At 54.9% G+C, this 22651-nt stretch carries 20 protein-coding genes and 2 pseudogenes; 11 read left to right on the top strand and 11 right to left on the bottom strand.

Going from position 1 to position 22651, the window contains the following annotated elements; translation table 11 throughout:
- Positions 1 to 29: 29 nt before the first annotated feature.
- On the top strand, positions 30 to 758 hold the full coding sequence (locus MKZ35_RS10910; protein ID WP_482513319.1) for an RDD family protein: 729 nt from the start codon (positions 30 to 32) through the stop codon (positions 756 to 758).
- 152 nt (positions 759 to 910) lie between these two features.
- Here MKZ35_RS10910 and MKZ35_RS10905 read toward each other — a convergent pair whose 3' ends face one another.
- On the bottom strand, positions 911 to 2449 hold the full coding sequence (locus tag MKZ35_RS10905) for a GNAT family N-acetyltransferase (protein ID WP_482514733.1): 1539 nt from the start codon (positions 2447 to 2449) through the stop codon (positions 911 to 913).
- Between the two features lie 534 nt (positions 2450 to 2983).
- On the opposite strand from MKZ35_RS10905, the gene MKZ35_RS10900 reads away from it, so the two are divergent.
- A complete protein-coding gene (locus MKZ35_RS10900; RefSeq protein WP_482513318.1) occupies positions 2984 to 3199 on the top strand; it encodes a hypothetical protein in 216 nt (71 codons plus the stop codon).
- A 57-nt stretch (positions 3200 to 3256) separates the two neighbouring features.
- On the opposite strand, the gene MKZ35_RS10895 is transcribed toward MKZ35_RS10900, so the two are convergent.
- The 9 genes and pseudogenes from MKZ35_RS10895 to MKZ35_RS10855 form a co-directional block, all read right to left on the bottom strand.
- Positions 3257 to 3913: a 3-oxoacid CoA-transferase subunit B gene (locus tag MKZ35_RS10895; protein WP_482513317.1), complete on the bottom strand. Its 657-nt coding sequence runs from the start codon at positions 3911 to 3913 to the stop codon at positions 3257 to 3259.
- Positions 3914 to 4024: 111 nt separating this feature from the next.
- Positions 4025 to 4722 (bottom strand): annotated as a pseudogene (locus tag MKZ35_RS10890) (CoA transferase subunit A).
- A gap of 69 nt (positions 4723 to 4791) precedes the next feature.
- Positions 4792 to 5745, bottom strand: a complete 954-nt coding sequence (locus tag MKZ35_RS10885) for a bifunctional riboflavin kinase/FAD synthetase (RefSeq protein ID WP_482513316.1) — start codon at positions 5743 to 5745, stop codon at positions 4792 to 4794.
- A 28-nt stretch (positions 5746 to 5773) separates the two neighbouring features.
- Positions 5774 to 6589 carry a tRNA pseudouridine(55) synthase TruB gene (gene truB, locus MKZ35_RS10880; protein ID WP_482513315.1) on the bottom strand — a complete coding sequence of 272 codons (816 nt, stop codon included), beginning with the start codon at positions 6587 to 6589 and terminating at the stop codon, positions 5774 to 5776.
- Positions 6586 to 7374, bottom strand: a complete 789-nt coding sequence (locus MKZ35_RS10875) for an undecaprenyl-diphosphate phosphatase (protein ID WP_482513314.1) — start codon at positions 7372 to 7374, stop codon at positions 6586 to 6588. Before MKZ35_RS10875 ends, truB begins: the two co-directional genes overlap by 4 nt.
- A gap of 3 nt (positions 7375 to 7377) precedes the next feature.
- A complete protein-coding gene (locus tag MKZ35_RS10870) occupies positions 7378 to 7701 on the bottom strand; it encodes a DUF3098 domain-containing protein (protein WP_482513313.1) in 324 nt (107 codons plus the stop codon).
- A 60-nt stretch (positions 7702 to 7761) separates the two neighbouring features.
- On the bottom strand, positions 7762 to 8661 hold the full coding sequence (locus MKZ35_RS10865; protein WP_482513312.1) for a cell division protein FtsX: 900 nt from the start codon (positions 8659 to 8661) through the stop codon (positions 7762 to 7764).
- Positions 8662 to 8857: 196 nt separating this feature from the next.
- Positions 8858 to 9319, bottom strand: coding sequence for a hypothetical protein (locus MKZ35_RS10860; protein WP_482513311.1), 462 nt, complete (start codon positions 9317 to 9319; stop codon positions 8858 to 8860).
- Between the two features lie 59 nt (positions 9320 to 9378).
- Positions 9379 to 13425, bottom strand: coding sequence for a translocation/assembly module TamB domain-containing protein (locus MKZ35_RS10855; protein WP_482513310.1), 4047 nt, complete (start codon positions 13423 to 13425; stop codon positions 9379 to 9381).
- Positions 13426 to 13727: 302 nt separating this feature from the next.
- Here MKZ35_RS10855 and tsaD point away from each other — a divergent pair, with 302 nt between their 5' ends.
- The 8 genes and pseudogenes from tsaD (at position 13728) to MKZ35_RS10815 (ending at position 19329) form a co-directional block, all read left to right on the top strand.
- Positions 13728 to 14738, top strand: coding sequence for a tRNA (adenosine(37)-N6)-threonylcarbamoyltransferase complex transferase subunit TsaD (tsaD, locus tag MKZ35_RS10850; protein ID WP_482513309.1), 1011 nt, complete (start codon positions 13728 to 13730; stop codon positions 14736 to 14738).
- Between the two features lie 166 nt (positions 14739 to 14904).
- A complete protein-coding gene (locus MKZ35_RS10845) occupies positions 14905 to 15318 on the top strand; it encodes a thioesterase family protein (RefSeq protein ID WP_482513308.1) in 414 nt (137 codons plus the stop codon).
- A 28-nt stretch (positions 15319 to 15346) separates the two neighbouring features.
- The gene (gene smpB, locus MKZ35_RS10840) at positions 15347 to 15817 is read left to right on the top strand and encodes an SsrA-binding protein SmpB (RefSeq protein WP_482513307.1); all 471 of its coding nucleotides are present in this window, start codon (positions 15347 to 15349) and stop codon (positions 15815 to 15817) included.
- Positions 15818 to 15981: 164 nt separating this feature from the next.
- Positions 15982 to 16071 (top strand): annotated as a pseudogene (locus MKZ35_RS10835) (hypothetical protein); the annotation flags it as partial.
- 338 nt (positions 16072 to 16409) lie between these two features.
- Complete coding sequence (locus MKZ35_RS10830; RefSeq protein WP_482513306.1) at positions 16410 to 16745, top strand: C40 family peptidase; 336 nt, start codon at positions 16410 to 16412, stop codon at positions 16743 to 16745.
- Between the two features lie 336 nt (positions 16746 to 17081).
- Positions 17082 to 17573, top strand: coding sequence for an HNH endonuclease (locus MKZ35_RS10825; RefSeq protein WP_482513305.1), 492 nt, complete (start codon positions 17082 to 17084; stop codon positions 17571 to 17573).
- A gap of 142 nt (positions 17574 to 17715) precedes the next feature.
- A complete protein-coding gene (locus MKZ35_RS10820) occupies positions 17716 to 18780 on the top strand; it encodes a fatty acid desaturase family protein (RefSeq protein WP_482513304.1) in 1065 nt (354 codons plus the stop codon).
- Between the two features lie 216 nt (positions 18781 to 18996).
- Positions 18997 to 19329 (top strand): hypothetical protein, encoded by a 333-nt coding sequence (locus MKZ35_RS10815; RefSeq protein WP_482513303.1) that lies wholly within the window; start codon positions 18997 to 18999, stop codon positions 19327 to 19329.
- Positions 19330 to 19518: 189 nt separating this feature from the next.
- Here MKZ35_RS10815 and MKZ35_RS10810 read toward each other — a convergent pair whose 3' ends face one another.
- Positions 19519 to 20154, bottom strand: coding sequence for a hypothetical protein (locus MKZ35_RS10810; protein ID WP_482513302.1), 636 nt, complete (start codon positions 20152 to 20154; stop codon positions 19519 to 19521).
- Between the two features lie 193 nt (positions 20155 to 20347).
- Here MKZ35_RS10810 and rpsA point away from each other — a divergent pair, with 193 nt between their 5' ends.
- The gene (gene rpsA / locus MKZ35_RS10805) at positions 20348 to 22540 is read left to right on the top strand and encodes a 30S ribosomal protein S1 (protein WP_482513301.1); all 2193 of its coding nucleotides are present in this window, start codon (positions 20348 to 20350) and stop codon (positions 22538 to 22540) included.
- The last annotated feature ends 111 nt before the right edge of the window (positions 22541 to 22651 follow it).

Below are 22651 nucleotides of genomic sequence, written 5' to 3'. Positions count from 1 at the left end.
GGCGCCTTTTATTTTGTACTTTTTTCAGCATGCGCACCATTCAGGTTCAAACTCCCCAAAACGTTACCGTCGAGTATGAAATCGGCGGCATCGGCGACCGCATCTTGGCCGCTTTCATCGATTACCTCGTGCTTTTCGTCTGGTCAGTAGTCTGGTTTTGGATAGTGTCTTCGATGTCAAAAGCCAGCAACAGCACCATGACCAGGGGGGATCTGATAGCTGTTTTTCTAATCGGGGTTCCGTGGATCTTTTATCACTTGCTCAGCGAAATATTTTTTAATGGGCAGAGCATAGGTAAGCGTGCCCGCGACCTAAAAGTTATACGCCTTGACGGCACCCAGCCCAGTCTGGGCGACTACTTGCTGCGCTGGCTCCTGCGCCTGATTGATATCGGTCTGATGTCGGGTGCAGTGGCCGTCATTACCATTCTGATTAATGGCCGCGGCCAACGCCTGGGTGATTTGGCGGCTGGCACTACGGTCGTGCGCGTTAAAGCCAGTACGCAGCTCGACGAAACCATCATGTTGCCCGACGCCAACTATCAGGTTGTGTTTCCGCAAGCGGCTAGCCTTACTGCCGAAGATGTCACGCTTATTCGGCAACTCTTTCAGCAAGGTATGCGGCGTCAGAACTATCTGCTGCTTAACGAAGTAGCTAACAAAGTCAAGAGCCTGACGGGTATCAGGACCGATTTACAGGACGAGCCTTTCCTGCGTACCATGCTCCGCGACTACGCCCACCTGTTAAACCAGGTGTAAGCTGATTAGGGGGGCTTTTTAGCGAACCACCCGCATCCGTCAACAAGCATCTGACGGAATAAGGCACTCACTAGTGAGCCGTGCCTTATTTCTGACAAAAAAGCCCCCCAGAAACGTTTCTGGGGGGCTTTTTTATAGGCGGACGGCAATAACTAGCCAGCCGCAATGGCTTTACGCTTACCCGTACGGGGTGCACGCTCTTCGCCCTGGCTTAGCAATTCGTCGTCGCGCTCAGCTTTCTTGACTACCCAACTAACTGAGTACAGGTCCTTACGACGGTCGCGGAGGTTACGCACGGCACCGCTGGTGTTCAGATCCTTGAGCAAATCAAGGTCGAGGTCAGCGATGAGGGTCATCTCCGTGTTCGGCGTGGCCTCGGCTACGATGGCGTCGTGGGGGAAAGCGAAGTCGGAAGGACTAAATACGGCCGACTGCGAATACTGAATGTCCATGTTCTCGACGCGCGGCAGGTTGCCTACCGAGCCCGTAATAGCCACGTAGCACTCGTTTTCGATGGCGCGGGCCTGGGAGCAGAGTCGCACGCGCTGATACGCGTTCTTAGTATCGGTCCAGAAGGGTACAAATAAGATTTTCATGCCTTCATCAGAGAGCATACGCGCCAGCTCGGGAAACTCTACATCATAGCAGACGAGGATACCGATTTTACCGAAGTCAGTATCAAAGCACTTGAGCTTGTCGCCGCCGCGCATGCCCCAGTAGCTGGCCTCGTCGGGCGTCACGTGGAGCTTGTACTGCTCGTCCATGGTACCGTCGCGGCGGCAGAGGAAAGCTACATTGTGCAGCTTACCATCGTCGTACACCGGCATAGAGCCCGCTACGATATTGATGTTGTAGCTTACCGCCAGCTCCATCATTTTGGCCTTAATAGGCTCGGTGTAGGCTGCCATGGCCCGAATAGCCACCGAGGGCGAGTCCTCATTAGTCAGCGCCATCAGCGGGGCGTTGAAGAACTCCGGGAACATCACGCAGTCCGACTTATAGCCGCTGACGGTATCGACAAAGAACTCAATTTGCTGGAGCAAATCTTCCAGGCTGCTGGTGGCGCGCATCTGCCACTGTACAATGCCAATACGAACGGTACTCTTCTGATTACCAATAAGTTTTTCTTCCTCCTCGTAGTACACGTTCAGCCATTCGAGCAAGGTGGCAAAGGCCTTCGACTCGGAATCGTAGGGCAGGTAGCCGCGAATGATTTTGCGAACGTGAAACTCGTTGGAAAGCTGGAAGGTCAGGATCGGGTCCGTGATTTCCTTGTTGCGCACCATCTCCACGTACTTGGCCGGCGTCATCTCGTCGGCGTAGGCCGCGTAGCCCGGAATTCGCCCCCCAGCCACCATGGCGCGCAGGTTCAGGTTCTCACACAGCTCCTTACGGGCATCGTACAAGCGCCGGCCCAGGCGCAGGGAGCGGTACTCAGGGTCCACGAATACGTCGACGCCATACAGCGTGTCCCCGTCAGGGTTGTGGGTGTCGAACTTGCCGTTGCCCGTGATTTTGGCATAGGTGTGACGGTCGCCAAAGTCGCTGTACTGCACGATGATAGCCAAGGCTGCGGCCACTAAAGTGCCATTGTCTTCGATACCAATCTGCCCTTCGGGAAACTTGCGGATCAAGGCCGCATACTCCTCTGACGACCAGGAGCCTTCCATGTTGGAATACACCTTGTCCATGATGCCTTTCACTGCCTTAAAGTCGGAGCGGCGCAGCGTACGCAATACCAGCTTGTGCGCTGGTACGGCTGTCGGCGTGAGCAGCTCAACGGTTGTTGGAGAAGATTTATCGGTTACTTTTTTGGCGTGACTGCCACCAGTGCCAGCCTTGCCGTTTGAACTCGTTGCCATAGATGCTATGTGATTTTGTAAATGCAATCGAAATAGAAGACCGGTATTCTAGCAGAAATAAACTGTTAGAACGAGGCTCATGGGTAGGGTACTCTGCTTTAAACTCTAAGGTTTATGGAAGCGTAATTCAGAATAAGAAAAGCAGTTACCTCAACCAGGGATCAGTTTGGAGGGAAAAACACTTCCTTGCTAGTGCTGCGCCGTGAGGTAGGAGTAGCTCGGACTAATAAACGCGTCTAAAGCAGGATAAGCACTTGACTGTGGGCGATAACTACAAGAAGCTAAGATTCGTTTCGGGGAATAACAATTCACCCTTAGCTCTCTAGCCTTATGTACGCCGCACGCTTTCTTCTTCTGCTCCTTATGGTTGCGTCCTTTGGGGCGTGTACTTCTGACCCTGCCGCTTCCGATGCCCCAACCTCCGGCCCCGATATGACGCCTGCAGCCATTGGTAACGATACGTCAGCCGTTGCCGCACGGGTTGACTCAGCCGACCCAGTGCGGCCCATCCCCGAGAATGTTCCCTCAACGGAATATTCTGCCCCGGCTCGTAAAACCACAACGACCGGCAACCCATAGTTAAAACCAGAAATTGCTATTGCCACCAAATAGCAGAAGCGCAATGGCTTTATTATTCTACAGCTGCATCTCCGGCACCTCACCCTCAGGAACGACCAGCTTACCAGCTGTCGCGGCCTGAATATGCTCGACGCTTACGCCGGGCGCACGTTCGCGAAGTACGAAGCCATCGGGCGTAACGTCGATTACGGCCAGCTCCGTCACGATTTTCTTCACGCAGCGCAAGCCGGTGATGGGCAAGGTACAGTCAGTCAGCAGCTTGCTGCTGCCGTCTTTGGCTACATGCTGCATGGCTACAATGATGTTCTTGGCCGAAGCTACCAAGTCCATGGCGCCACCCATGCCTTTCACCATCTTGCCCGGAATCTTCCAGTTGGCAATGTCGCCGCGCTCGGATACTTCCATGGCTCCCAGGATGGTCAGATCTACATGCTCGCCTCGAATCATACCGAAGCTGTCGGCTGAGCTGAAAAGGCTGGAGCCGGGCAAGGTGGTTACGGTTTGCTTGCCGGCATTGATGAGGTCGGGGTCAACTTCGGCCTCCGTGGGGAAGGGGCCCATGCCCAGCAAGCCGTTTTCGGACTGCAACTCGACGTTAATTCCCGCCGGGATATAATTTGCTACCAGCGTCGGGATACCGATGCCAAGGTTGACGTAGGAACCATCGCGCACTTCCTGAGCGATGCGTTTAGCGATGCCGTGTTTATCAAGCATAGTTTGTTTTGTTTGTCATGCTGAGCAAAGCGAAGCATCTCGCGTGGAGTCGTTGGATTAATAATCCGTCAGCACGCGAGATACTTTGTTCCCCAGCATGACGGTCTATTTTTAATTCTGCCGAATGGTTCGTTGCTCGATGCGCTTCTCGTAATTCTTGCCCTCAAATATGCGCTGCACGAAGATGCCGGGCGTATGAATCTGATTGGGGTCAAGCTCGCCGGCGGGCACGAGCTCTTCCACCTCCGCTACGGTAATTTTGCCGGCCGTGGCCATCATGGGGTTGAAGTTGCGGGCGGTGCCTTTGTAGATGAGGTTGCCGGCCGTGTCGCCGCGCCAGGCCTTTACAAACGCATAGTCGGCGGTGAGGCCGGTTTCAAGCAAGTACATCTTGCTCTTAAACTCGCGGCTTTCCTTGCCTTCGCCCACCTCGGTGCCGTAGCCGGCGGGCGTGTAAAAGCCGGAATACCAGCCCCGCCTGCCCGAATACGCTCGGCCAGGGTGCCCTGCGGAATCAACTCTACTTCTAACTCCCCCGACAGTAGCTGCCGCTCAAACTCCGCATTCTCGCCCACATAGCTCGAAATCATCTTGCGCACCTGCTTAGTTTGCAGCAGAAGCCCGATGCCAAAATCATCGACGCCCGCGTTGTTGCTAATGCAGGTTAACTCTTTTACACCGAGGCGCAACAGCTCCTGAATAGCGTTTTCGGGGATGCCACAGAGGCCAAAGCCGCCGAGCATCAGCGTCATGCCGTCGGTGATGCCGTGTAGGGCCGCCTGGGCGTCGGCTACAACTTTGTTTATCATATCAGGTGGGTGGGTAGTTGAGAGCGGGAAATTAAAAGGATAATAGATTCTGCGGAAGAAAACTACAAATTAGCCCCCCACTAAGTGCCGGCGGGCCGCATCGGCATCGTTGGCCAATTGCGCCTTCAACTCATCCAGACTCGCGAATTTTTGTTCATCGCGCAGGCGAGCGACCAATTGCAAGGTTAGGGGCTGGTCATATAAATCACCTTCGAAATCCAGCAAATGCACTTCGATAGTTTGGGCCAAATTGCCCCCCACGGTAGGACGAACCCCAATGTTGAGCATGCCCTGCTGTACGTCGCCGTCGGCAATGGTGGCCAGCACGGCGTACACACCATGAGCCGGCACCAGCTTCGATGCCTCCGCCAGTTCCAGATTGGCGGTAGGAAAACCAATGGTGCGGCCGAGCTGCTGGCCGCGTACAACTGTACCAGTCAGCGAGTAAGAATAGCCGAGGTGGCGGTTGGCCGTGGCAATGTCGCCACTGAGCAGGGCGCGGCGGATGCGGGTGCTGCTCACGCCTACCGCGTCCACGTCTTCGCGCGGAATCTCCTCTACCGCTAAGCCATACCGGTCGGCATGTTTGCTGAGGTATTCAAAGCCTCCTTCGCGGTTTTTGCCAAACCGGTGGTCATACCCAATCACCAGCTTTTTGGCGCCTACCGTGCGCAGGAGCAGCTGCTGAATATATTCCTCGGAGGTCAGTTGCGCGAACTCGCGGGTAAAGGGTACAATCAGCAGGTAATCAACGCCAAACTGTTCGAGGCGCTCAATGCGCTCATCCAGAGTAGAAAGCAGCTGCAAATCGAGCGGCTCAGGATGGGTGGGCGGCGGGTCGAGCACCAGGCGCGGATGCGGCCAGTAGGTAATCACCACGGCGGGGCCGCCACTTTGCCGGGCCACTTCCAGCAGCCGATGCAGAATCTTCTGGTGCCCTACGTGCACGCCATCGAAGGTACCGCTCGTCACCACGGCCTGACCTAGAAACGGAAATTGCGCCGGGTCACGAAAAACTTGCATCTGCTGGGGTGGCTAAATGACGGGAGAATTATTCCTGGGGGGCTTTTTCGTCAGCGGCGGCGGAAGCTGCCGCGGCGGTAGAAGCGTCGTAGTGAGCCAGGCCCTGGCGCACTGGTCGGCGTCGCTCCCCGGCTGGGCGCGGTGGCTTGGCTGGGTCAGCTTCGGGGCGCGGTGGCCGCAGGGCTTCAATATCGGCTATAGTGAGAGCATCTGATAAGGAATACTCCCCAATACGAGTGCGAGCGAGCTGGGTAAGATGCGCGCCACAGCCCAGGGCCGCCCCAAAATCGCGGGCAAGGCTGCGGATATAGGTGCCCTTGGAACACACTACCCGGAACTGCACAGTAGGGAAGTCAATGCTCGTTAGCTCGAAAGCGGTAATGGTAATCTGCTTGCTCTTGATTTCGGCGGTATCGCCACGGCGGGCTACTTCGTAGGCCCGCTCACCATTGATTTTTACGGCGGAGAATAGCGGCGGCGTCTGCTCGATAAGGCCAATAAAAGGAGCGGTAGCCGCTTGCAGGTCGGCTTCGGTGAGGTGAGCGTAAGGTAACTCGGCATCGACGGGCGTTTCCAGATCGAAGCTGGGCGTGGTCTGGCCGAGGCGGAAGGTGCCGGTGTATTCTTTCTCCTGTGCCTGAATGGAGTCGATGTCCTTAGTTTTCTTGCCGGTACACAAAATGAGCAGGCCCGTCGCCAACGGATCGAGCGTGCCCGCGTGGCCTATTTTCTTGATGCGCAGCATGTTTTTCACCTTGCGCACTACGTCAAACGACGTCCAGGTAAGAGGCTTGTCCAGCAACAAAACCTCGCCGGCTTCAAAGTCAAATTCCTGCTGCTTCATATCAATTGCAGATCAATACCCAATCCTATCATTAGCAGAATAATAACTCCGATACCGATGCGGTACATGCCGAAGGACCGGAAACCGAAGCGCGCCACGAAGTTTACAAACGAATTAACCGCCAACAGTGCTACCACAAATGCTACCACATTGCCAAAGGCCAGCACTTGCAAATCGCCGGGCTGTAGAGGCGTGATTTTATAGGCTTTATACAGCTGATACGCAGTAATAACAAACATGGTGGGCACCGCCAGCAGAAACGAAAAGTCGGCGGCGGAGCGACGATCGAAGCCCTGGCTGAGGCCACCCACAATGGTGGCCGCCGAGCGCGACACGCCTGGAATCAGGGCGATGCACTGAAACAAACCGATTTTGAACGCCTGCTTGGTGCTAGGCGTAGTCACTTGCTTGCGCTCCCCATCAAACCACTTATCGACAAAAAGCAGAATAATGCCCCCCAGAACCAAGGAAACGGCTACTACGGTCACGCTTTTCAATAATTCCGTGATTACGTCTTTCAGCACGAAGCCCAGAATACCAAACGGGATAAAGGCAACGGCCAACTTCACGTAAAAATCCACGCTTTGCAGAAAGCGGCGCCAGTACAGTACCACCACCGACAGAATAGCCCCAAACTGAATGGAAGTAATGTACACTTCCGTAAACGGCGCCTGCCCGATACCGAGCAGATTGGCCACAATAATCATGTGGCCGGTGCTGGATACCGGTAAAAACTCCGTCAGACCCTCCACAATGGCTAGGATCAGCGCATGCCAATAATTCATCTATTAACGCTTGTAAGTAGGGCGCGCCGCCGGGATAGGGGCGGCTACTGGTGGCGAGACGCTAGCCACCGAAGCCGCCTCCACTGATGTAGTCTCGGCGGGAGTCGAAATTTGCCCCCCAGGCTTGGCCATAATGGCAAAAAACTCGATTATGAACCCAGTAACCAATAAAATGGGGCCGAGCGTAATGCCCAAAAAGCCAAGGCCGTAGTCCGCTGTATCGAGGGTCATGGTGATAAAGCCCGCTACTAACACGGCCAGGCCGATAAACATGAGTCGATAATTACGGGGCCCGAAAGCGAAGTGGGGAGCGGTGCGTTGTTCCATGGAATACATAGGAGGTTTCAAGCTATGGATTCGGCACAGCTTGATAGAAGTGAACTAATGTTAATACAAATCGTCGAGCGACATGCCCAGATACTTACGCACGGCGCGGTAGGAACTGAAAAAGCCGATGACGCAGCCCAATACGACCATTAGCACGAGTAAAGCACCGATTAAGCGCTCATCGAGCAAAAGCCGAAGCTCATCGACCTGCAAGTACGCATATTGCTGCAAAGCCAGCAGAATAAGCGCCGCCAGCGTACCGCTGATAAAGCCTTGCCACGTAGCGCGCCGCAAAAACGGGCGTTGGATAAAGAAGGAAGTGGCGCCCACCAGCTGCATGCTCCGAATCAGGAAGCGCTGGGAGAAAAGGGCCAGTTTGATGGTATTGTTAATCAGGATGGTCACGACGAGCGTGAGCACCACGGCAAAACCGAGCAGCACCAGGCTGAGCTTGCGTACATTCTGGTTGATGCTGGTAATCAGGCTCTGCACGTATTGCACCTCGTGTACGCCACTTTCGGCCCGTAGCTCCTGCTCTATTTGGCGTAGGTTGAGCGAATCGGTGTATTCGGAATTGATGCGCAGGATATACGCATCACGCAATGGATTATCGCCCAGAAACTGCTGGAAATCCTCGCCGGTTTGCTCAATGAACTGGCGGGCGCCTTCCTCTTTCGACAGGAAGCGCACCTGGGGCTGCCGGTCGCGGAAAGCAATATAGGGCTTGCTTGAAAAGGCTTGCTGCAAGCGCAGGAGCTGCGCTTCGGGCAGGTCGCGGTCCAGATAAACCTGCATTTCCAGGTTCTCTTTTACCAGGTTGGAAAGCTTGTGGGCATGAACCAGCAGCAGCCCGAAGAGCCCAATAACCAGCAACGCCAGCGTGATACTAAACACGACCATCGTGTGCGGGTAACTACCCAGCTTTTTCTTACGAGTGGACGAACGGGGAGGGGAAGCCATGCCGCAAAGGTAGGAGTAGCAATTAGCAATGAACGCAATTACCCGATTTGAATTAGAAAAAAGCCCCCCAGTGATGGTGTAGGCGGTCATGCTGAGCTTGTCGAAGCATCTCGCGTGCTGATATTGAATTAGTAATCCAACTAAACACGCGAGATGCTTCGCTTCGCTCAGCATGACGGTTCTGTTGGTACAGATCTTACATAATGGTGCGAGGATCATCGTCGACGATGAGGGCTTCGCGGGCTTTGCGGGCGGCCTCGTCGCGGCGACGAACGCGCTTACGTGCAAAAAGCTCCTGCAATGAATCAAACTGCTCGGTGTGCAGCAAGCTGATGGCCGCGCGGGGCTGGTTGATGGTTTCCAGGTCGCGGGGCGTAGTTTGGTAGCGCAGACGAGCCCGGAAACGGCCGTCGGGCTGTAGGTAATACTCCAAGCTTAGGTCGCCGAGCAGGGAGGTTTGGGCCGTAGCATCGATGTCGGAGCCCGGTACGGTGCCCAGATTAGTCGTATTGCTAAAGCCGCCTTCGCGGGTCACGCGCAGGCGGCCATTCAAAAAGCTGTAGCTCAGGCGCACCTGCAACGCTTGAAGCTGCTCTTGGGAAAGGCCGTTGAGGTTAAAGTCAATCTCCAGGTTCTGGTCGATCTGAGAGGTAAGCAAACCTAATTGGGTTGACAAGACCTGCCCCAGGCTATTGCCTATCGTGTTGTTGCTGCCGCTCAGCGAAAGCTGCGCAAAAGAGCCGGGGGCGAAAGCTGCTTAAACACGAGTAAGCTGAATACTTGCCTATTCAGCTCCTGCTCGTCGTTGCGCAGCGAGTTCGTAAACGAAGCCAAATCGCCTTCCAAAGCGGAGGGCGCGTCATTGAACTCCAGCCCCAGCTGAATGGCCGGCAGCAATAACGGACCTGTCAGATTCATCACGGCCGTCACGGGCACCACCGCGCCCGCGCTGGGAGTAGCCGTGCCCAGCACCGGCGCCAAAGAGGTGCGCTGGGTGTAGGCGGCCGTCACGTTCATCTGGCCATCCAGCGGGTTGCCGTTCCAGGAAATGGTGCCGCCGGGCCGCACCACGAACTCCTTGTTGATCAGGCCTTGCAAGGTGAAATTATATGCCCCCCGCACGATTTCAATCTGACCGTACATGTTGAATTCGCCGCGGGTATCCACGTTGAGGCGCAGCTGTCCCACAGCCGTACCGCGAATCACGTCGCCGGTACTCTCGTCGAGAATAATCTCCACGTACGCATCCTCGGTCACCGTGAGGTTGAAGTTGAGCTGCAAGCCTGACAGATCCACGCGGCCAGCGGCGGCGGCTACGATGGGCACGGTGGAGGTAGTATCGGTGGGGGGCAAATTGCGGTTTACAAACTTGATGTAGCTGGCTTGCTGGGCTTTGGCCGCATTATCCAGGGGGAGCGAAACCCGCGTGCCGGCCTCACTGCGCGCCGTGACGTTCACCGTCAGGTTATCGACTGGGCCAAACACGCGCGCCTCGCCCGTTCCGTAGGCCCGACCGAAGTATAGCTCGTTTTCCTTGCGGGTGGTATTGAGCAGCTGGAGCTTGCGGAAGTCGGCCCTCAGATTAAGCACCATATTCTGAAAGCCCTGATGTCGAATCTCTCCGTCGAGCGTACCGGTATTGCCGAACACGTCGCGCAGGTTGACTTCCCGGAAAACAATACGGTCTTCGCGGAAGGAAATGCGGTCGGTGAAGCGGTAGGTGGTGCCCAGATAAATAAACTTGAAACGGCCATTACTCACATCGACATCACCCGTGAGGTTGGGGGCGGCAAGCGGGCCAGTCAGCCGCAGCCGACCAACGGCCGTGCCGCGCATATTGTCGAAGAGCGTATTTAGGAGAGGCTCCGCTATTTTTACCGGCGCACTGTCGAGTACGGCCGTGAGGTCGAGCTGGCGTATGGGCTCCCGCGGCGCCACGGTGCCGGTCACCGTAAGCACCCGCTGCTGGCTGTTCATCACATCCAGATTCACGCCCAGCCGACTAGTGGTATTATCCCAGTCGCTGCTGCCGGTGACGTTGCCAATCAGGATATCATCAAACCGAAGCGAATCGACGGCCAGCGAGCTGTTCACGACTAAGGCTCCAAAAACGCCGCTTACAGTTCCCTGCGCATTGGCTACGCCTGTTATATTCTGCTTGGTGAGGGAGCTGAGCGTAGCCAGCTCTAGATTCTGAACGGCCAGCTGCAAGGTTTTGGCCGGATCGGTGGAAATAAAGCCCTGAGCACTCACTTGTTGGGCGCCATTCGATAGGGTCAGGCTGCGGATATCAATCTCTTTGCCTGCATTGGAAATAAGGACTACGTTTTCAGGCGCCAGCGTCCAGTCTTTCCCCAAAAGGTTAACACCCGACTGCCGAAATACCACTTGCACGGCCTGCGGCAGAAAAGCTAACGAGCCATTAATAGCTCCCCGGTTGGTAGTGCCGGTTTGGGCAAGCGAAGTCGAAAAATTGATCTTGTCCTGATCCCAGACGCCCTCCACGTAGAAGTTCTCCGTCTGATTCAGAAGAGGAAGTTTTTGCTTTTCGGAAGTGATATTGGCCTGTGCGAGTATTTCAGGCTGATAGGGCAGCTTGGAGGTGAGCAGCTCCAGGGAGGTATTTATGGCCCGGATGCTATCGTAGCGCAGGCTGTCAAACTGCCCGGCGAGCGTGAAAATAGAAGTAGGACCATTGCGGAAGGAGCCTTCCACCCGTGAATAATTAGAAATCTCCAGCTGCGGCACGAAGAGCTGAATAACTGGATTTGCCCGCTTCAGATACAGATCTAAGTCGATAGCATATTCGGAAAAAGCCCCCTGGCGCTTGCGGCGGTAGTAGTTGGCGGTTTCGGTGTCGTTGCTTTCGAAGTTGAGCTGATATTCCTTGATGAGCGTCTGCACATCGCGGGCTACGGTGGTGAAGTTGAAGTCGCCGTTGGCCGTCAGGTTTAGTACTTCGGAGCGCACGGCCACGCTGCGCTGGCCATTCTGGCGCTGGCTTACGATGTCGAGGGTATCAATAGCCACGTTGCGGCCGGCGAAGCCCACCTTCGTTTCGCGCAGAATAATGCGGCCAATCAGATCATCGAGCTTCAATCCCTGGAAGCGCAAATCGGCTTTGGTGGCAATAGCAACGGCCTGATCGGTGAGGCCGAGGGCGCGCAGATCGGCGCGACGTACCTGCGCCCGCACGTCGAAGGCCTGGCGCTTCTTGTTCAGGTCTACGCGGCCATCGGCGGATATTTGCAGCGCAGGATCGTTAATGGCCAGCTTGCCCTCAAAGGTTTCGCGGCCGAACTGGCCATTGGTTGTGATATTGCGGAAGCGGTAGCCTTTCAGCCAGATGCTTTGCACGGTGGCGTTGGCCCGCAGGCGGGCACCTTCGGGCGTAAAGCCTACGCCTTCTACCCGGCCGCTGAAGGCAATATCGCGCACGGTGCTTTGGTCGCCCAGGAACTTGCCCAGCTCAAAGCCCGTGGTTTTTACCTGGCCTTCATAAGTAGAGTAGCGCGGGTCGGTCTTGAACTTGATATTCACGTCCGACACCACGTTGCCCAGCGCCGTATTGAAGGAGCCGTTGGCTACGAAGTCATTGTAAAAACCTAAAAATCGCCCCTTGAGGCGCACGGTACCGAGGCGCTGCACGTAGGCCCAGCCCTTGGCAGGCACGTACTTGCGAATGTCGCGCCCGTCTATCACAGAGGGCTGCAAGCGCATTTCCACGAAGCTTTCCTTGAGGTTGGGCAGCCCTTCCACGTTGATGCTGCCTACTACGTGCGTGTTTTGGCCGTAGCGCACATCCAGGTTGCGGGTCGTGAAATTGGTGACGTAGCCTTTGGCTTCGCCCGAGAGCAGTACCGTTTCGTTCAGGTCGCGGAGCTGGGGGGCAAAATGGGCGATGTCGTCGGAGGTAAGCCGCGTGGGGCCCAGCCGCGCCGTTACGCGCACCGAATCGTTGAAGTGCGTGAAGTTGAGAAAGCGCTTATAATCGAAGCGCACGTAGTCTTTGAGGTAGCTGCGGCCCACGCGCAGGTCGGTGTTGGCAAACTCCCAATACGTGGGCGCAAACGTCATGTCGGTGTCCCAGTGCTGCACGCGGGTTTTTGAAGGCGTTTCCACGGCGCGCAACTCCCGAATGCGGGTGATGATGGTGTCGCCATGCATCTTAATACCCGAGAAGTCGGCATAGATGCTGTCGACCTGCATGTGGGCGTAGTCGATGCCATACTTGACGCGCGGCTGGTTCTGCCTCTCTAACACGAAGCGGCCATTGCGTAACCCAACGCTTTGAATTTGGAAATCGAAGGGCTTCTTAACGTTGGTGGTGTCGGTGGGGCCGAGCAGACGGCGCACGGCGGCCACAAACTGACTTAAGTTGGTAGAATCGGGCGTGTCGGCGTAAGTGACCAAGGCAAAGCGTGGCTCATTCAGCACCAGCCGGCCTACATACAGATGGCGCGGATTTAACAACGAAAACAGCTGGATATCCGCCTCCGCCCGCCCAATGTGAAACAGCTCACCCCCGCGCCGGTCCAGCACCTGCACATCCTGGAGCAGCACCCGCGAAAACGGCCGCACATCTACCCGCCCAATACTGACGCGCTGCCCCAGCTTATCCGACAAAAAAGTGGCGGCCCGCTGCGCTACCCGCGTTTGTACGCTCGGTATCCGCAACGCCACCAGCACCACGCCCACGGCCAGCACCACAAGCAGGAGCAGCCCCAGCAGGATTTTGAGCAGAACGGAGATAAAACGGGGCACGGAGCGCTAATAGAAAGGAGTGAAACAACGAAGATGCTGCTTTTCGCGCAACCGTTGGCTGACAGCGGGCACAGCGCTGGCTGAGGAACAAAAAAGCCCCCAGCTTCGCTGGAAACGCAACAGGTGGTAAAAGCTGAGCTTGAGTACGCGTCAGACCATCAAACAAGCTGGAGGTTTAGTCATTTAAACGACCTTTGTATGGAAATATGCGGTCAGGGACAAAAGTAACCCCCGGCCGTTTGATTCTCCTACTTTGTGTTTCCTGCCAATCGTGCCGTGAGGGCGCTGATTTTCTGTACTATATGTTGTATCCTGTTATTCTGGCCATCGAATCATCCTGCGACGACACCTCGGCGGCCGTACTGGCTGGGGGGCAAATTCGCTCCAACGTAGTAGCCACGCAGCGCGTGCACGAACAATACGGTGGCGTGGTGCCGGAGTTGGCCTCGCGGGCCCACCAGCAGCACCTGATTCCGGTAGTGCAGGAGGCATTACGCCAGGCCGGCGTGACCAAAGCGGAGCTGGACGCGGTGGCTTTTACCCAGGGGCCGGGCCTGCTGGGCTCGTTGCTGGTGGGCAGCATGTTTGCCAAAACCTTCGCACTGGCGCTGGGCAAGCCCCTGCTGGCCGTGAATCATATGCGGGCGCACATTCTGGCGCACTTTATTAATGAGCCGCGCCCCACGTTTCCCTTTCTCTGCCTGACCGTGAGCGGCGGCCACACGCAGTTGGTAGTTGTAAAAAGCCCCCCAGACATGCAGGTAATCGGTCAGACAATCGACGATGCGGCCGGTGAAGCCTTCGACAAAACCGGTAAGCTGCTCGGCCTGCCGTATCCCGGCGGCCCGCACCTGGATAAGCTCGCCAGCACCGGTAATCCCACGCGGTTCCCGTTTCCGGTGGGCGCTATGCCCGGCTACGATTTCTCGTTTAGCGGCCTCAAAACGGCTGTGCTGTACTTTCTGCGCCAGCAAACGGCTAAGAACCCAGAGTTTATCCGGGAAAACCTGCCGGACCTCTGCGCCAGCATTCAGTATACCATTATTCAAACCCTGCTGCGCCAGCTTCAGCGCGCCGCCGCCGATCTGGGCCTGACACAGATTGCCCTGGCGGGTGGCGTAGCTGCCAACTCCGGCCTGCGTGCCGCTCTGCAGGAATTGGCCGTGGAAAAAGGTTGGGCGGTCTTTATTCCCGAATTTCAATATTGCACCGATAATGCCGCTATGGTCGCCATGACGGCCCATTTTCAGTTCGAAGCCGATGATTTTGCCCCCCAACTCGTTAGCCCGGACCCGCGGTTGAAATTGGGGTAAGAAGAGGTTGATAACTAGAAAAGTGGTCATGCAGAGCGGAGCGAAGCACCTCGCGTGCTGATATTGTGGTAGTAACTCAACGAAGCGAGCGAGATGCTTCGCTCTGCTCTGCATGACGTGCTGGTTTCGTAAGATTTGTAAAATAGCGTCCATCCTTTAATCCCGCATGAAAAACCCCTTCCACCCAGGTGATACCAAAATCTACTCCTTCGTCGTAACATCGGCCGACTTTGCCACGATGGAGGGCCACACGGTGCACGAAGTGTTGAGCACGTTTGCGCTGGGGCGTGGGATGGAGTGGGCGGAGCGGCTGTTTGTGCTGGAAATGCTGGAGGCAGGAGAGGAGGGCATCGGGACCATGCTGCACGTAGCGCATCACGCGCCGGCCTTCGCGGGCGAAACCGTCGAATTTCGCGCTACTTTTGCCGCCCTGGAAAATCGGGAGCTGACTTGCGCCGTAGAAGTCCGGGTGGGTGAGCGGCTGGTAGCTACTGGTCGCACCGGACAGCGCATCGTACGTAGCGAAAAGCTGGCGGCTCGTTTCGCCGCCTGGCGCGCCGGCTCCCCAACATCTGCTTAATCGGCGCCTCAACGCGCTTTCTGTTATTATGGCCAAAGAAAAAGACGCCCCGCGCAAAGTCAACATCGTTAACCGCCGGGCCAGCCACGAATACGCTTTCCTGACCAAGTACGACGCGGGCATGATGCTGCAAGGCACCGAAATAAAAAGCATCCGCGACGGCAACGTGAACATGCAGGACGGCTTCTGCATTTTTCACCCCGACGGCAGCCTGTGGGTACACAACCTCTCCATTTCCAAGTACACCGAAGGTACCTACAACAATCACGAGCCCACCCGCGAGCGGAAGCTGCTGCTCACCAAGCGCGAGCTGCGCCAGCTTTCCGACAAAAGCCAGGAGCAGGGCCTCACTATTATTCCCATTCGCCTGTTCGTGAGCGACCGGGGCTTTGCGAAGCTCGAAATTGCGTTGGCCAAAGGTAAAAAGCTCTACGACAAGCGCGAAGACATCAAAGCCAAAGACCAGAAGCGGGAAATGGACCGAGCGCGCGACTACTAAAGTTTAGCGGCAAATAAGGTGCATTTGCCTTGTAGGAATATAGCTTTGCCTGTGGTTGGTAGAAAGCCGTTGCTGCCGGTCCGAACGGCCGCTAGTAGGTAGCTTTCAAGCTTCAAAACTTAAACTTTCACACTTCCTTGGAATACGGAATTTGCCCCCTGAGCGTGATACCGGTGCGGGCCGAGCCTAATGACCGGGCCGAAATCGTCACCCAGCTCATTTTTGGCGAGTGCTACACCATCGTGCTCATTCAAGGCAATTGGTGCCAGGTTCGCATTGCGGCCGACCAATACGTGGGCTGGATGGATGTGAAGCAACACCAGCCCGTGACCAGTACCTACTTTGCCGAGTGGGGCGCTCATGCCCACCCGCGCAGCCTCGATGTAGTACAAATGGTAAGTGATGCTGACTCGCGCCAGCCTGTTTCGCTGGGCGCCCGCCTGCCTTTTTTCGATGGCATGACCCTGCGCCTGGGTGAGCGGCAGCTGTTTTACAATGGTGCCGCCACCAATCCGGCCTCTAACGGCGACCCGGCGCGTAAGGCCGCACTGCTTCAGAAAATGGGCCAGGCCTTTCTAAAGGCACCTTATCTATGGGGGGCAAAACGCTGTTCGGTATCGACTGCTCCGGACTCATGCAGCAGCTTTATGGCCTGGTTGATATCCAGCTGCCCCGCGACGCCCGCCAGCAGATTGACCACGGCCGCACGGTCCATTTCGTTTCGCAGACCCAGCCCGGTGATCTTGCCTTTTTTGATAATGCCGAGGGCAATATCGTGCACGTAGGCATACTGCTGGAAGACCAGCAAATTCTACACGCCAGCGGCGAAGTGCGCATCGATCCTCTCGACCACAACGGTATCTACAACCGGCAGCGCCAGAAATACTCGCATAAGCTCCGCCTGATCAAGCGCCTGCTGCCGGATTAGGTCGCGTATTAGAAGTAATAAGAACGTCATGCTGAGCAGCGCGAAGCATCTCGCCCGCTTCGTTGATTAGCATTGCAACTCTAGCTAGCGAGCGAGATGCTTCGCGCTGCTCAGCATGACGTTCTTATTAGTTAAGTTACTAACCTAGCACCAGCCGTCGGGTGTTTTGTGAATACTAAGTAACTAAGCCGCTTGCACTCAGCTTAGAACGCATTGATGCGCTGAATGCCCAAAAAAGCCCCCCACAGCCCTGAGCTAAAGGAAACTTAACCCAGTGGCTGTTGTTAATGCGCTAAGAATCACCTAGCTTTCGCTAACCCGATTCTCCCTGAGCGTATGGATCAAAAAGTGCTTGTCTTGAACGGTGACTACACCGCGATTACGCTGTGCAGCGTGCAGAAGGCTTTTGTGTTGCTTTTTTTGGATAAAGCGGAGATGATTGCCAAGTCTGATGGAACTCTGCGCTCCATCAGCCAGACCTTCCCCAAACCCAGCATTATCCGCTTGCAGCGCTATGTGCGCGTGCCCTACAAAGGCATTGCTCTAAGCCGCCATAACATCATGAAGCGTGACCATTTCGAGTGTCAATACTGCGGCTCGACCAAAAACCTAACCCTCGACCACGTATTGCCCCGCTCTCGCGGCGGCGATTCGTCGTGGACCAACTTGCTCACGGCCTGCGCCCGCTGCAACCACGCCAAAGGTCATCGTACACCACATGAAGCTGGTCTTACGGTGCGGCAGCAACCCAAGAAGCCTACGCTGGCCGGCTTTCTCAAACTCTCGGCCGGCACTATAGATCAGAACTGGCACGACTACTTAAATTGAGATATAAATGAGGCAGCAGACGAAAGTTTGCCGCCCTATTCTTTTCTGAAAATACAAGGAATTACCGCTCTGCTTTAAACTTACCATCGTTGCTTGGAGTTAGAGGCATACATTTGCCCCTATTTCCACCCAATCAGCGTTCATGTCTGTTCCTAAGTTTGCTGCGTCCCGCTCTTTCCACACCGAGTTAAAGTCTCGGATCAACGCCTACTTCGAGGAAGCGGGCAAACCACAAACCGGCAACTCTGGGCTTTTCGTTAAGGCGCTTATCCTGACCACGGCTTTTGTGCTGGTGTACCTGCACCTGGTATTTTTCACGCCAGTCGCTTTTCTGGGCATTCTGGAGTGCATTCTGCTTGGTGGAATCGGTGCGGCCATCGGCTTCAACGTCATGCACGACGGCGCCCACGGCAGCTTCAGCAAGTCCAAGTGGCTCAATCAGTTCGCGGCCTTTACCCTGAACGTGCTGGGTGGTAATAGCTTCATGTGGAATATGAAGCACAACCTCATTCACCACATGTATACCAATGTGGACGGCGTGGACGACGACCTCGACGTGCAGCCCTGGATGCGCATGAGCAGCACCCAGCCCCGCCGCAAGCTCCACCGCTTCCAGCATATCTACTTCTGGTTTCTCTACGCCATGCTCTATATCGCCTGGATTTTCTTCATGGATTACCAGAAATATTTCAAAGGCAAAATCGGCGGCATGCCCATCAAAAAAATGACTGCCACTGACCAGTCGGTTTTCTGGGGCTTTAAGGTGATTCACCTGCTGCTCTTTATGGCGTTGCCCATCTACACGGTCGGCTTTGTGTCGTGGCTGGTGGGTTTCGTGACATTCGCGGCCGTGGCCGGTTTCACGCTGAGCCTGGTGTTCCAGCTGGCGCACACTGTAGAGCACGCCGCCTTCCCTATGCCCGACGAAATCACCAACAAGCTGGAAGATGAGTGGGCTATTCACCAGATTAAAACCACCGCCAATTTTGCTACTCATAACAAAGTCATCAGCTGGCTCGTGGGCGGTTTGAACTTTCAAGTAGAACACCACTTGTTTCCCAAGATTTCGCACGTGCATTATCCCGCCATCAGCAAGATTATCAAGCAGATGTGTGAGGAGTTTGATATTACCTACAACGAGTATCCCAAAATGCGCTACGCCGTAGCCTCGCACGTATCGCACCTGCGGGAGCTGGGCCGGAAATAACACTTAGGTAAACCATAAAAAAGCCCCCCAGAGCATTTCTGGGGGCTTTTTTATGGTTTTAACAGATATAGGCTATGAACCGGCACACTAGCCTGACAAACCCGGTGGACGACTGGATGAAGAATTATTTCCGTTTCTAAGGTTCCCGTAGCGTCCTACCGATTCGACGTATATTTGGTGAAGTGTGATACGTCGCCGCTACTTTTCTTTTTTATTATGAAGACGATAACCTTGCATTTGCCTGACCACCTGACAATATCCGAAGAGGAAATACGCAAGCTATTGGCAGCCAAGCTGGTGGAAGCCGGGCAGCTTTCCCCGGAACAGGCCGAGCAATGGCCCGTTACGGAAACGGCCATGCTAGTGGGCCACCCAACCACTGAAGCCGAAGCCGCCGAAATCAAGCATTTGATTGGAATGTACTATGCCGAAAAAGCCACCCGCCTGGTAGATGAGCAGTGGGATGCCAACGGCTGGACCGCCGAAACCATGCACGAATGGGTGCGTGAGCATATGCGTACACCCTACCGGCGCGAGTCAGCGGCGTGAGATTAGTAGGTAACTAAAAGATGGGCCTGGCGTAGAAATTAACATCAGATATAAACCAAACATGGCCTGCTTCAATTGAAGCAGGCCATGTTTGGTTTTAAAGTGTTGGAAGGCTCACGTCTATACTGTCGTAATTTTCCTTGACAATGTTTACTATGTCATCTATATACCGAGTTCGTGTTAATCCGGCTACCCTACTGGCAGGATGGTAGGCTGATATAAAGAGTTTGCCGTTTGATAACCACGACTGCGTAAACTGTTGATGTTGAATATCCATACCACTCCCTGCGAACCGGTTTGAAAAAAGGAGTCATTTTCAAATAAACTCAACGTATTCCAGCCCATAATAACATTAGGTTGATACAACTCTATTTGATCGTGCAGAGCTAGGCGAGTTTGAGCGTATAAACTTGCAAGACGAGTCCAAGGCGTTGTAGTCTCAGCGGTATACTTGCCTACGTTAATAAACGCTATGTGTCGTAGCGCTTTTGCTATGCTTTCATCATCGCTTATGAAAGGGATTTGACTATCAGGTATAAAATCATTCTGCAAGGAATAGCTGATATAGGCTGTTTTATGCCAACTGTTTGGTGCTTTATTGCAAGCTTCTGTGGGATCTTCGTCAATCCAATCAACCATCGACCATGATTCGAGTCCAAAACCGGAGCCATGCGCTTCTTTACCGATAAATAGCGGCCGTATCTTCTGAAGCCGCCACTTATCTAAATTAACAATGCCATCTGTTACGTAGCAGCCAAACGGTTCTATCGTTTGACAGCTTCTGATTCTTGTGTCAAGTTCCTGACACCGTTTGGAAAAATCCATATTTGATGGGGATATGCTAGTGTTGTTTAGTTTATTGAAGAGGAACCGCATGAGCAAAAAGATACCCAAACTCCGTATCTTTGCCGCCCCGCCAGGGTGGCGGGTCTGGAGCCTCAGCTTCAGCGAGTTACTCATAACGCGTACCGGTAGGTGGCCTTGAGCCGGACGTGTAGATAAGGGCCAAGCAAGTATTATGGCAGAAGTAGCAGATAACTTCGACTGGGACAACGTCGGGGCGACCGGCTTTGGTGGCAATTATAGCCCCGAGCAGCGCGCCGAGATGGAGAAAATGTACGGCGACACGCTGACCACCGTTCAGGAGGAAGAAGTCGTGAAGGGCACCGTAGTCGGCATCACCGACCGCGACGTGATCCTGAACATTGGCTTCAAATCCGACGGCCTCGTGCCCCTGTCTGAATTCCGCGACCTGGTTGACCTGAAAATTGGTGACCAGGTAGAGGTATTCATTGAAGACCAGGAAGATTTGAACGGCCAGCTGATCCTTTCGCGCAAGAAGGCGAAGATCAAGCAGGCGTGGAAGTCGATTTACGACGCACTGGAGTTCGATAACATTCTGGAAGGCGTAGTAAAGCGTCGGACCAAAGGTGGTCTGATCATGGAACTGGACGGCGTAGAAGCCTTCCTGCCCGGCTCGCAGATTGACGTGAAGCCCATCCGCGACTTCGACATTTATGTTGGTCGCCGCATGGAAGTGAAAGTGGTAAAAATTAACGCCGCTTTCGACAACGTGGTTGTTTCGCACAAAGTCCTGATTGAGAAGGACCTGGAGAAGCAGCGTGAAGCCATCCTGAACAACCTCGAAAAAGGTCAGATTCTGGAAGGCGTAATTAAGAACATGACCAACTTCGGTGTGTTCATCGACCTCGGCGGTGTCGATGGTCTGTTGCACATCACCGATATCTCGTGGGGCCGCATCGCTCATCCGAGCGAAGTGTTGCAACTTGACCAGAAACTCAACGTGGTTGTTCTTGACTTCGACGAAGCCAAGAAGCGTATCTCGTTGGGCCTGAAGCAGCTGACTCCTCACCCATGGGATTCATTGCCCGCCGATATGGGCGTAGGCTCGAAAGTGAAAGGCCGTATCGTGAACGTAGCCGACTATGGCGCATTCATGGAAATCGTGCCCGGCGTAGAAGGCCTGATCCACGTTTCGGAGATGAGCTGGAGCCAGCACCTGCGCAACCCGCAGGACTTCATCAAGCAGGGCGACGTAGTAGAAGCGCAGATTTTGACGCTGGACCGCGAAGACCGCAAGATGAGCCTGGGCATCAAGCAATTGAGCGAAGACCCATGGACGCGTGGCGACTTCGGCACCAAGTACGCCGTAGGTACTAAGCACAACGGCCTCGTGCGCAACCTGACCAACTTCGGCCTGTTCGTAGAGCTGGAAGAAGGTGTAGATGGCTTGGTGCACGTGTCTGACCTGTCGTGGACTAAGAAAATCAAGCACCCATCCGAAGTGGTGAAGGTAGGCGACCGTCTGGACGTGCTCGTATTGGAGTTGGATGTTGCTAACCGTCGTTTGGCCCTTGGTCACAAGCAGTTGGAGGAGAACCCCTGGGATACGTTCCAGACGGTATTTACCCCCGGCTCGGTGCACAAAGCCACTATTACGGAGAAAAACGACCGTGGCGCGGTACTCGAGTTGCCTTACGGCATCGAAGGTTTCGCTTACCCCAAGTCGTTGGTGAAGGAGGATGGTTCGAACGCCGAGAACGGCGAAGCACTCGACTTCCGCGTAGTGGAGTTCTCGAAGGATGATCGTCGTATCGTGCTGTCGCATACTGCCGTCTTTAATCAGGCGCAGCAGGAAGAAGATACCCGCAACTCTAAGTTCGCCAAGAAGAAGCCAGCCGCTGGTCAAGCTGCTGGTGCCGCAGCTCAAGGCGAAGGCAAACTGAGCGACCTCAAGAAGCCTGCTACGGCTGACAAGTCGACCCTCGGTGACCTGGATGCTCTGTCCGCTCTGCGCGACAAAATGATGGGCAACGAGCGTGACGCTGGTGTGCAAAAATTGGAAGCCCAAGCTCCAAAGGCTCAAAAAACCAAGGCTGACGAAGCTCCCGAGGCTGATGTCGCTGAAGAAACCCCCGCCGCTGGAGGTGGTATCCTTGCTGCTGTAACCGGTGCTGCCGCTGCTGCTTTTGAGAAAGCGAAAGAAGTAGCTGGTGACGTAGTTGACACCGTGGCTGATTCGGCTGCTTTCGAGAAAGCAAAAGAGGTGGCTGGTGATGTCCTGGACACTGTAGCTGATTCGGCTGCTTTCACAAAAGCAAAAGAAGTAGCTGGCGATGTAGTTGAAAAAGCAAAAGACCTGCTGCCCGGCAACGAAGATGCCGACAAGAAGGACGAAGAGAAAGCTTAGGTTTTCCTGGCTTCTGTCTAAGAAAAGGTCCTGACGCTTGTCAGGGCCTTTTTTTATAGGGTGTTGGTAACTTAACCGTAACAATGCTAGGAATCTACCTCGCACGCAACC

It is taken from the genome of Hymenobacter sp. R533113 (genome assembly GCF_056835965.1).
This window is presented reverse-complemented; position numbering and strand designations above follow the sequence as displayed.

What these genes read in the sequence shown, in the direction of transcription:
- MKZ35_RS10910 (WP_482513319.1), top strand. Translation starts at nt 30, where the DNA reads ATGCGCACCATTCAGGTTCAAACTCCCCAAAACGTTACCGTCGAGTAT.
- MKZ35_RS10905 (WP_482514733.1), bottom strand. Translation starts at nt 2,449, where the DNA reads ATGGACAAGGTGTATTCCAACATGGAAGGCTCCTGGTCGTCAGAGGAG.
- MKZ35_RS10900 (WP_482513318.1), top strand. Translation starts at nt 2,984, where the DNA reads ATGGTTGCGTCCTTTGGGGCGTGTACTTCTGACCCTGCCGCTTCCGAT.
- MKZ35_RS10895 (WP_482513317.1), bottom strand. Translation starts at nt 3,913, where the DNA reads ATGCTTGATAAACACGGCATCGCTAAACGCATCGCTCAGGAAGTGCGC.
- MKZ35_RS10885 (WP_482513316.1), bottom strand. Translation starts at nt 5,745, where the DNA reads ATGCAAGTTTTTCGTGACCCGGCGCAATTTCCGTTTCTAGGTCAGGCC.
- truB (WP_482513315.1), bottom strand. Translation starts at nt 6,589, where the DNA reads ATGAAGCAGCAGGAATTTGACTTTGAAGCCGGCGAGGTTTTGTTGCTG.
- MKZ35_RS10875 (WP_482513314.1), bottom strand. Translation starts at nt 7,374, where the DNA reads ATGAATTATTGGCATGCGCTGATCCTAGCCATTGTGGAGGGTCTGACG.
- MKZ35_RS10870 (WP_482513313.1), bottom strand. Translation starts at nt 7,701, where the DNA reads ATGGAACAACGCACCGCTCCCCACTTCGCTTTCGGGCCCCGTAATTAT.
- MKZ35_RS10865 (WP_482513312.1), bottom strand. Translation starts at nt 8,661, where the DNA reads ATGGCTTCCCCTCCCCGTTCGTCCACTCGTAAGAAAAAGCTGGGTAGT.
- tsaD (WP_482513309.1), top strand. Translation starts at nt 13,728, where the DNA reads ATGTTGTATCCTGTTATTCTGGCCATCGAATCATCCTGCGACGACACC.
- MKZ35_RS10845 (WP_482513308.1), top strand. Translation starts at nt 14,905, where the DNA reads ATGAAAAACCCCTTCCACCCAGGTGATACCAAAATCTACTCCTTCGTC.
- smpB (WP_482513307.1), top strand. Translation starts at nt 15,347, where the DNA reads ATGGCCAAAGAAAAAGACGCCCCGCGCAAAGTCAACATCGTTAACCGC.
- MKZ35_RS10830 (WP_482513306.1), top strand. Translation starts at nt 16,410, where the DNA reads ATGGGGGGCAAAACGCTGTTCGGTATCGACTGCTCCGGACTCATGCAG.
- MKZ35_RS10825 (WP_482513305.1), top strand. Translation starts at nt 17,082, where the DNA reads ATGGATCAAAAAGTGCTTGTCTTGAACGGTGACTACACCGCGATTACG.
- MKZ35_RS10820 (WP_482513304.1), top strand. Translation starts at nt 17,716, where the DNA reads ATGTCTGTTCCTAAGTTTGCTGCGTCCCGCTCTTTCCACACCGAGTTA.
- MKZ35_RS10815 (WP_482513303.1), top strand. Translation starts at nt 18,997, where the DNA reads ATGAAGACGATAACCTTGCATTTGCCTGACCACCTGACAATATCCGAA.
- MKZ35_RS10810 (WP_482513302.1), bottom strand. Translation starts at nt 20,154, where the DNA reads ATGGATTTTTCCAAACGGTGTCAGGAACTTGACACAAGAATCAGAAGC.
- rpsA (WP_482513301.1), top strand. Translation starts at nt 20,348, where the DNA reads ATGGCAGAAGTAGCAGATAACTTCGACTGGGACAACGTCGGGGCGACC.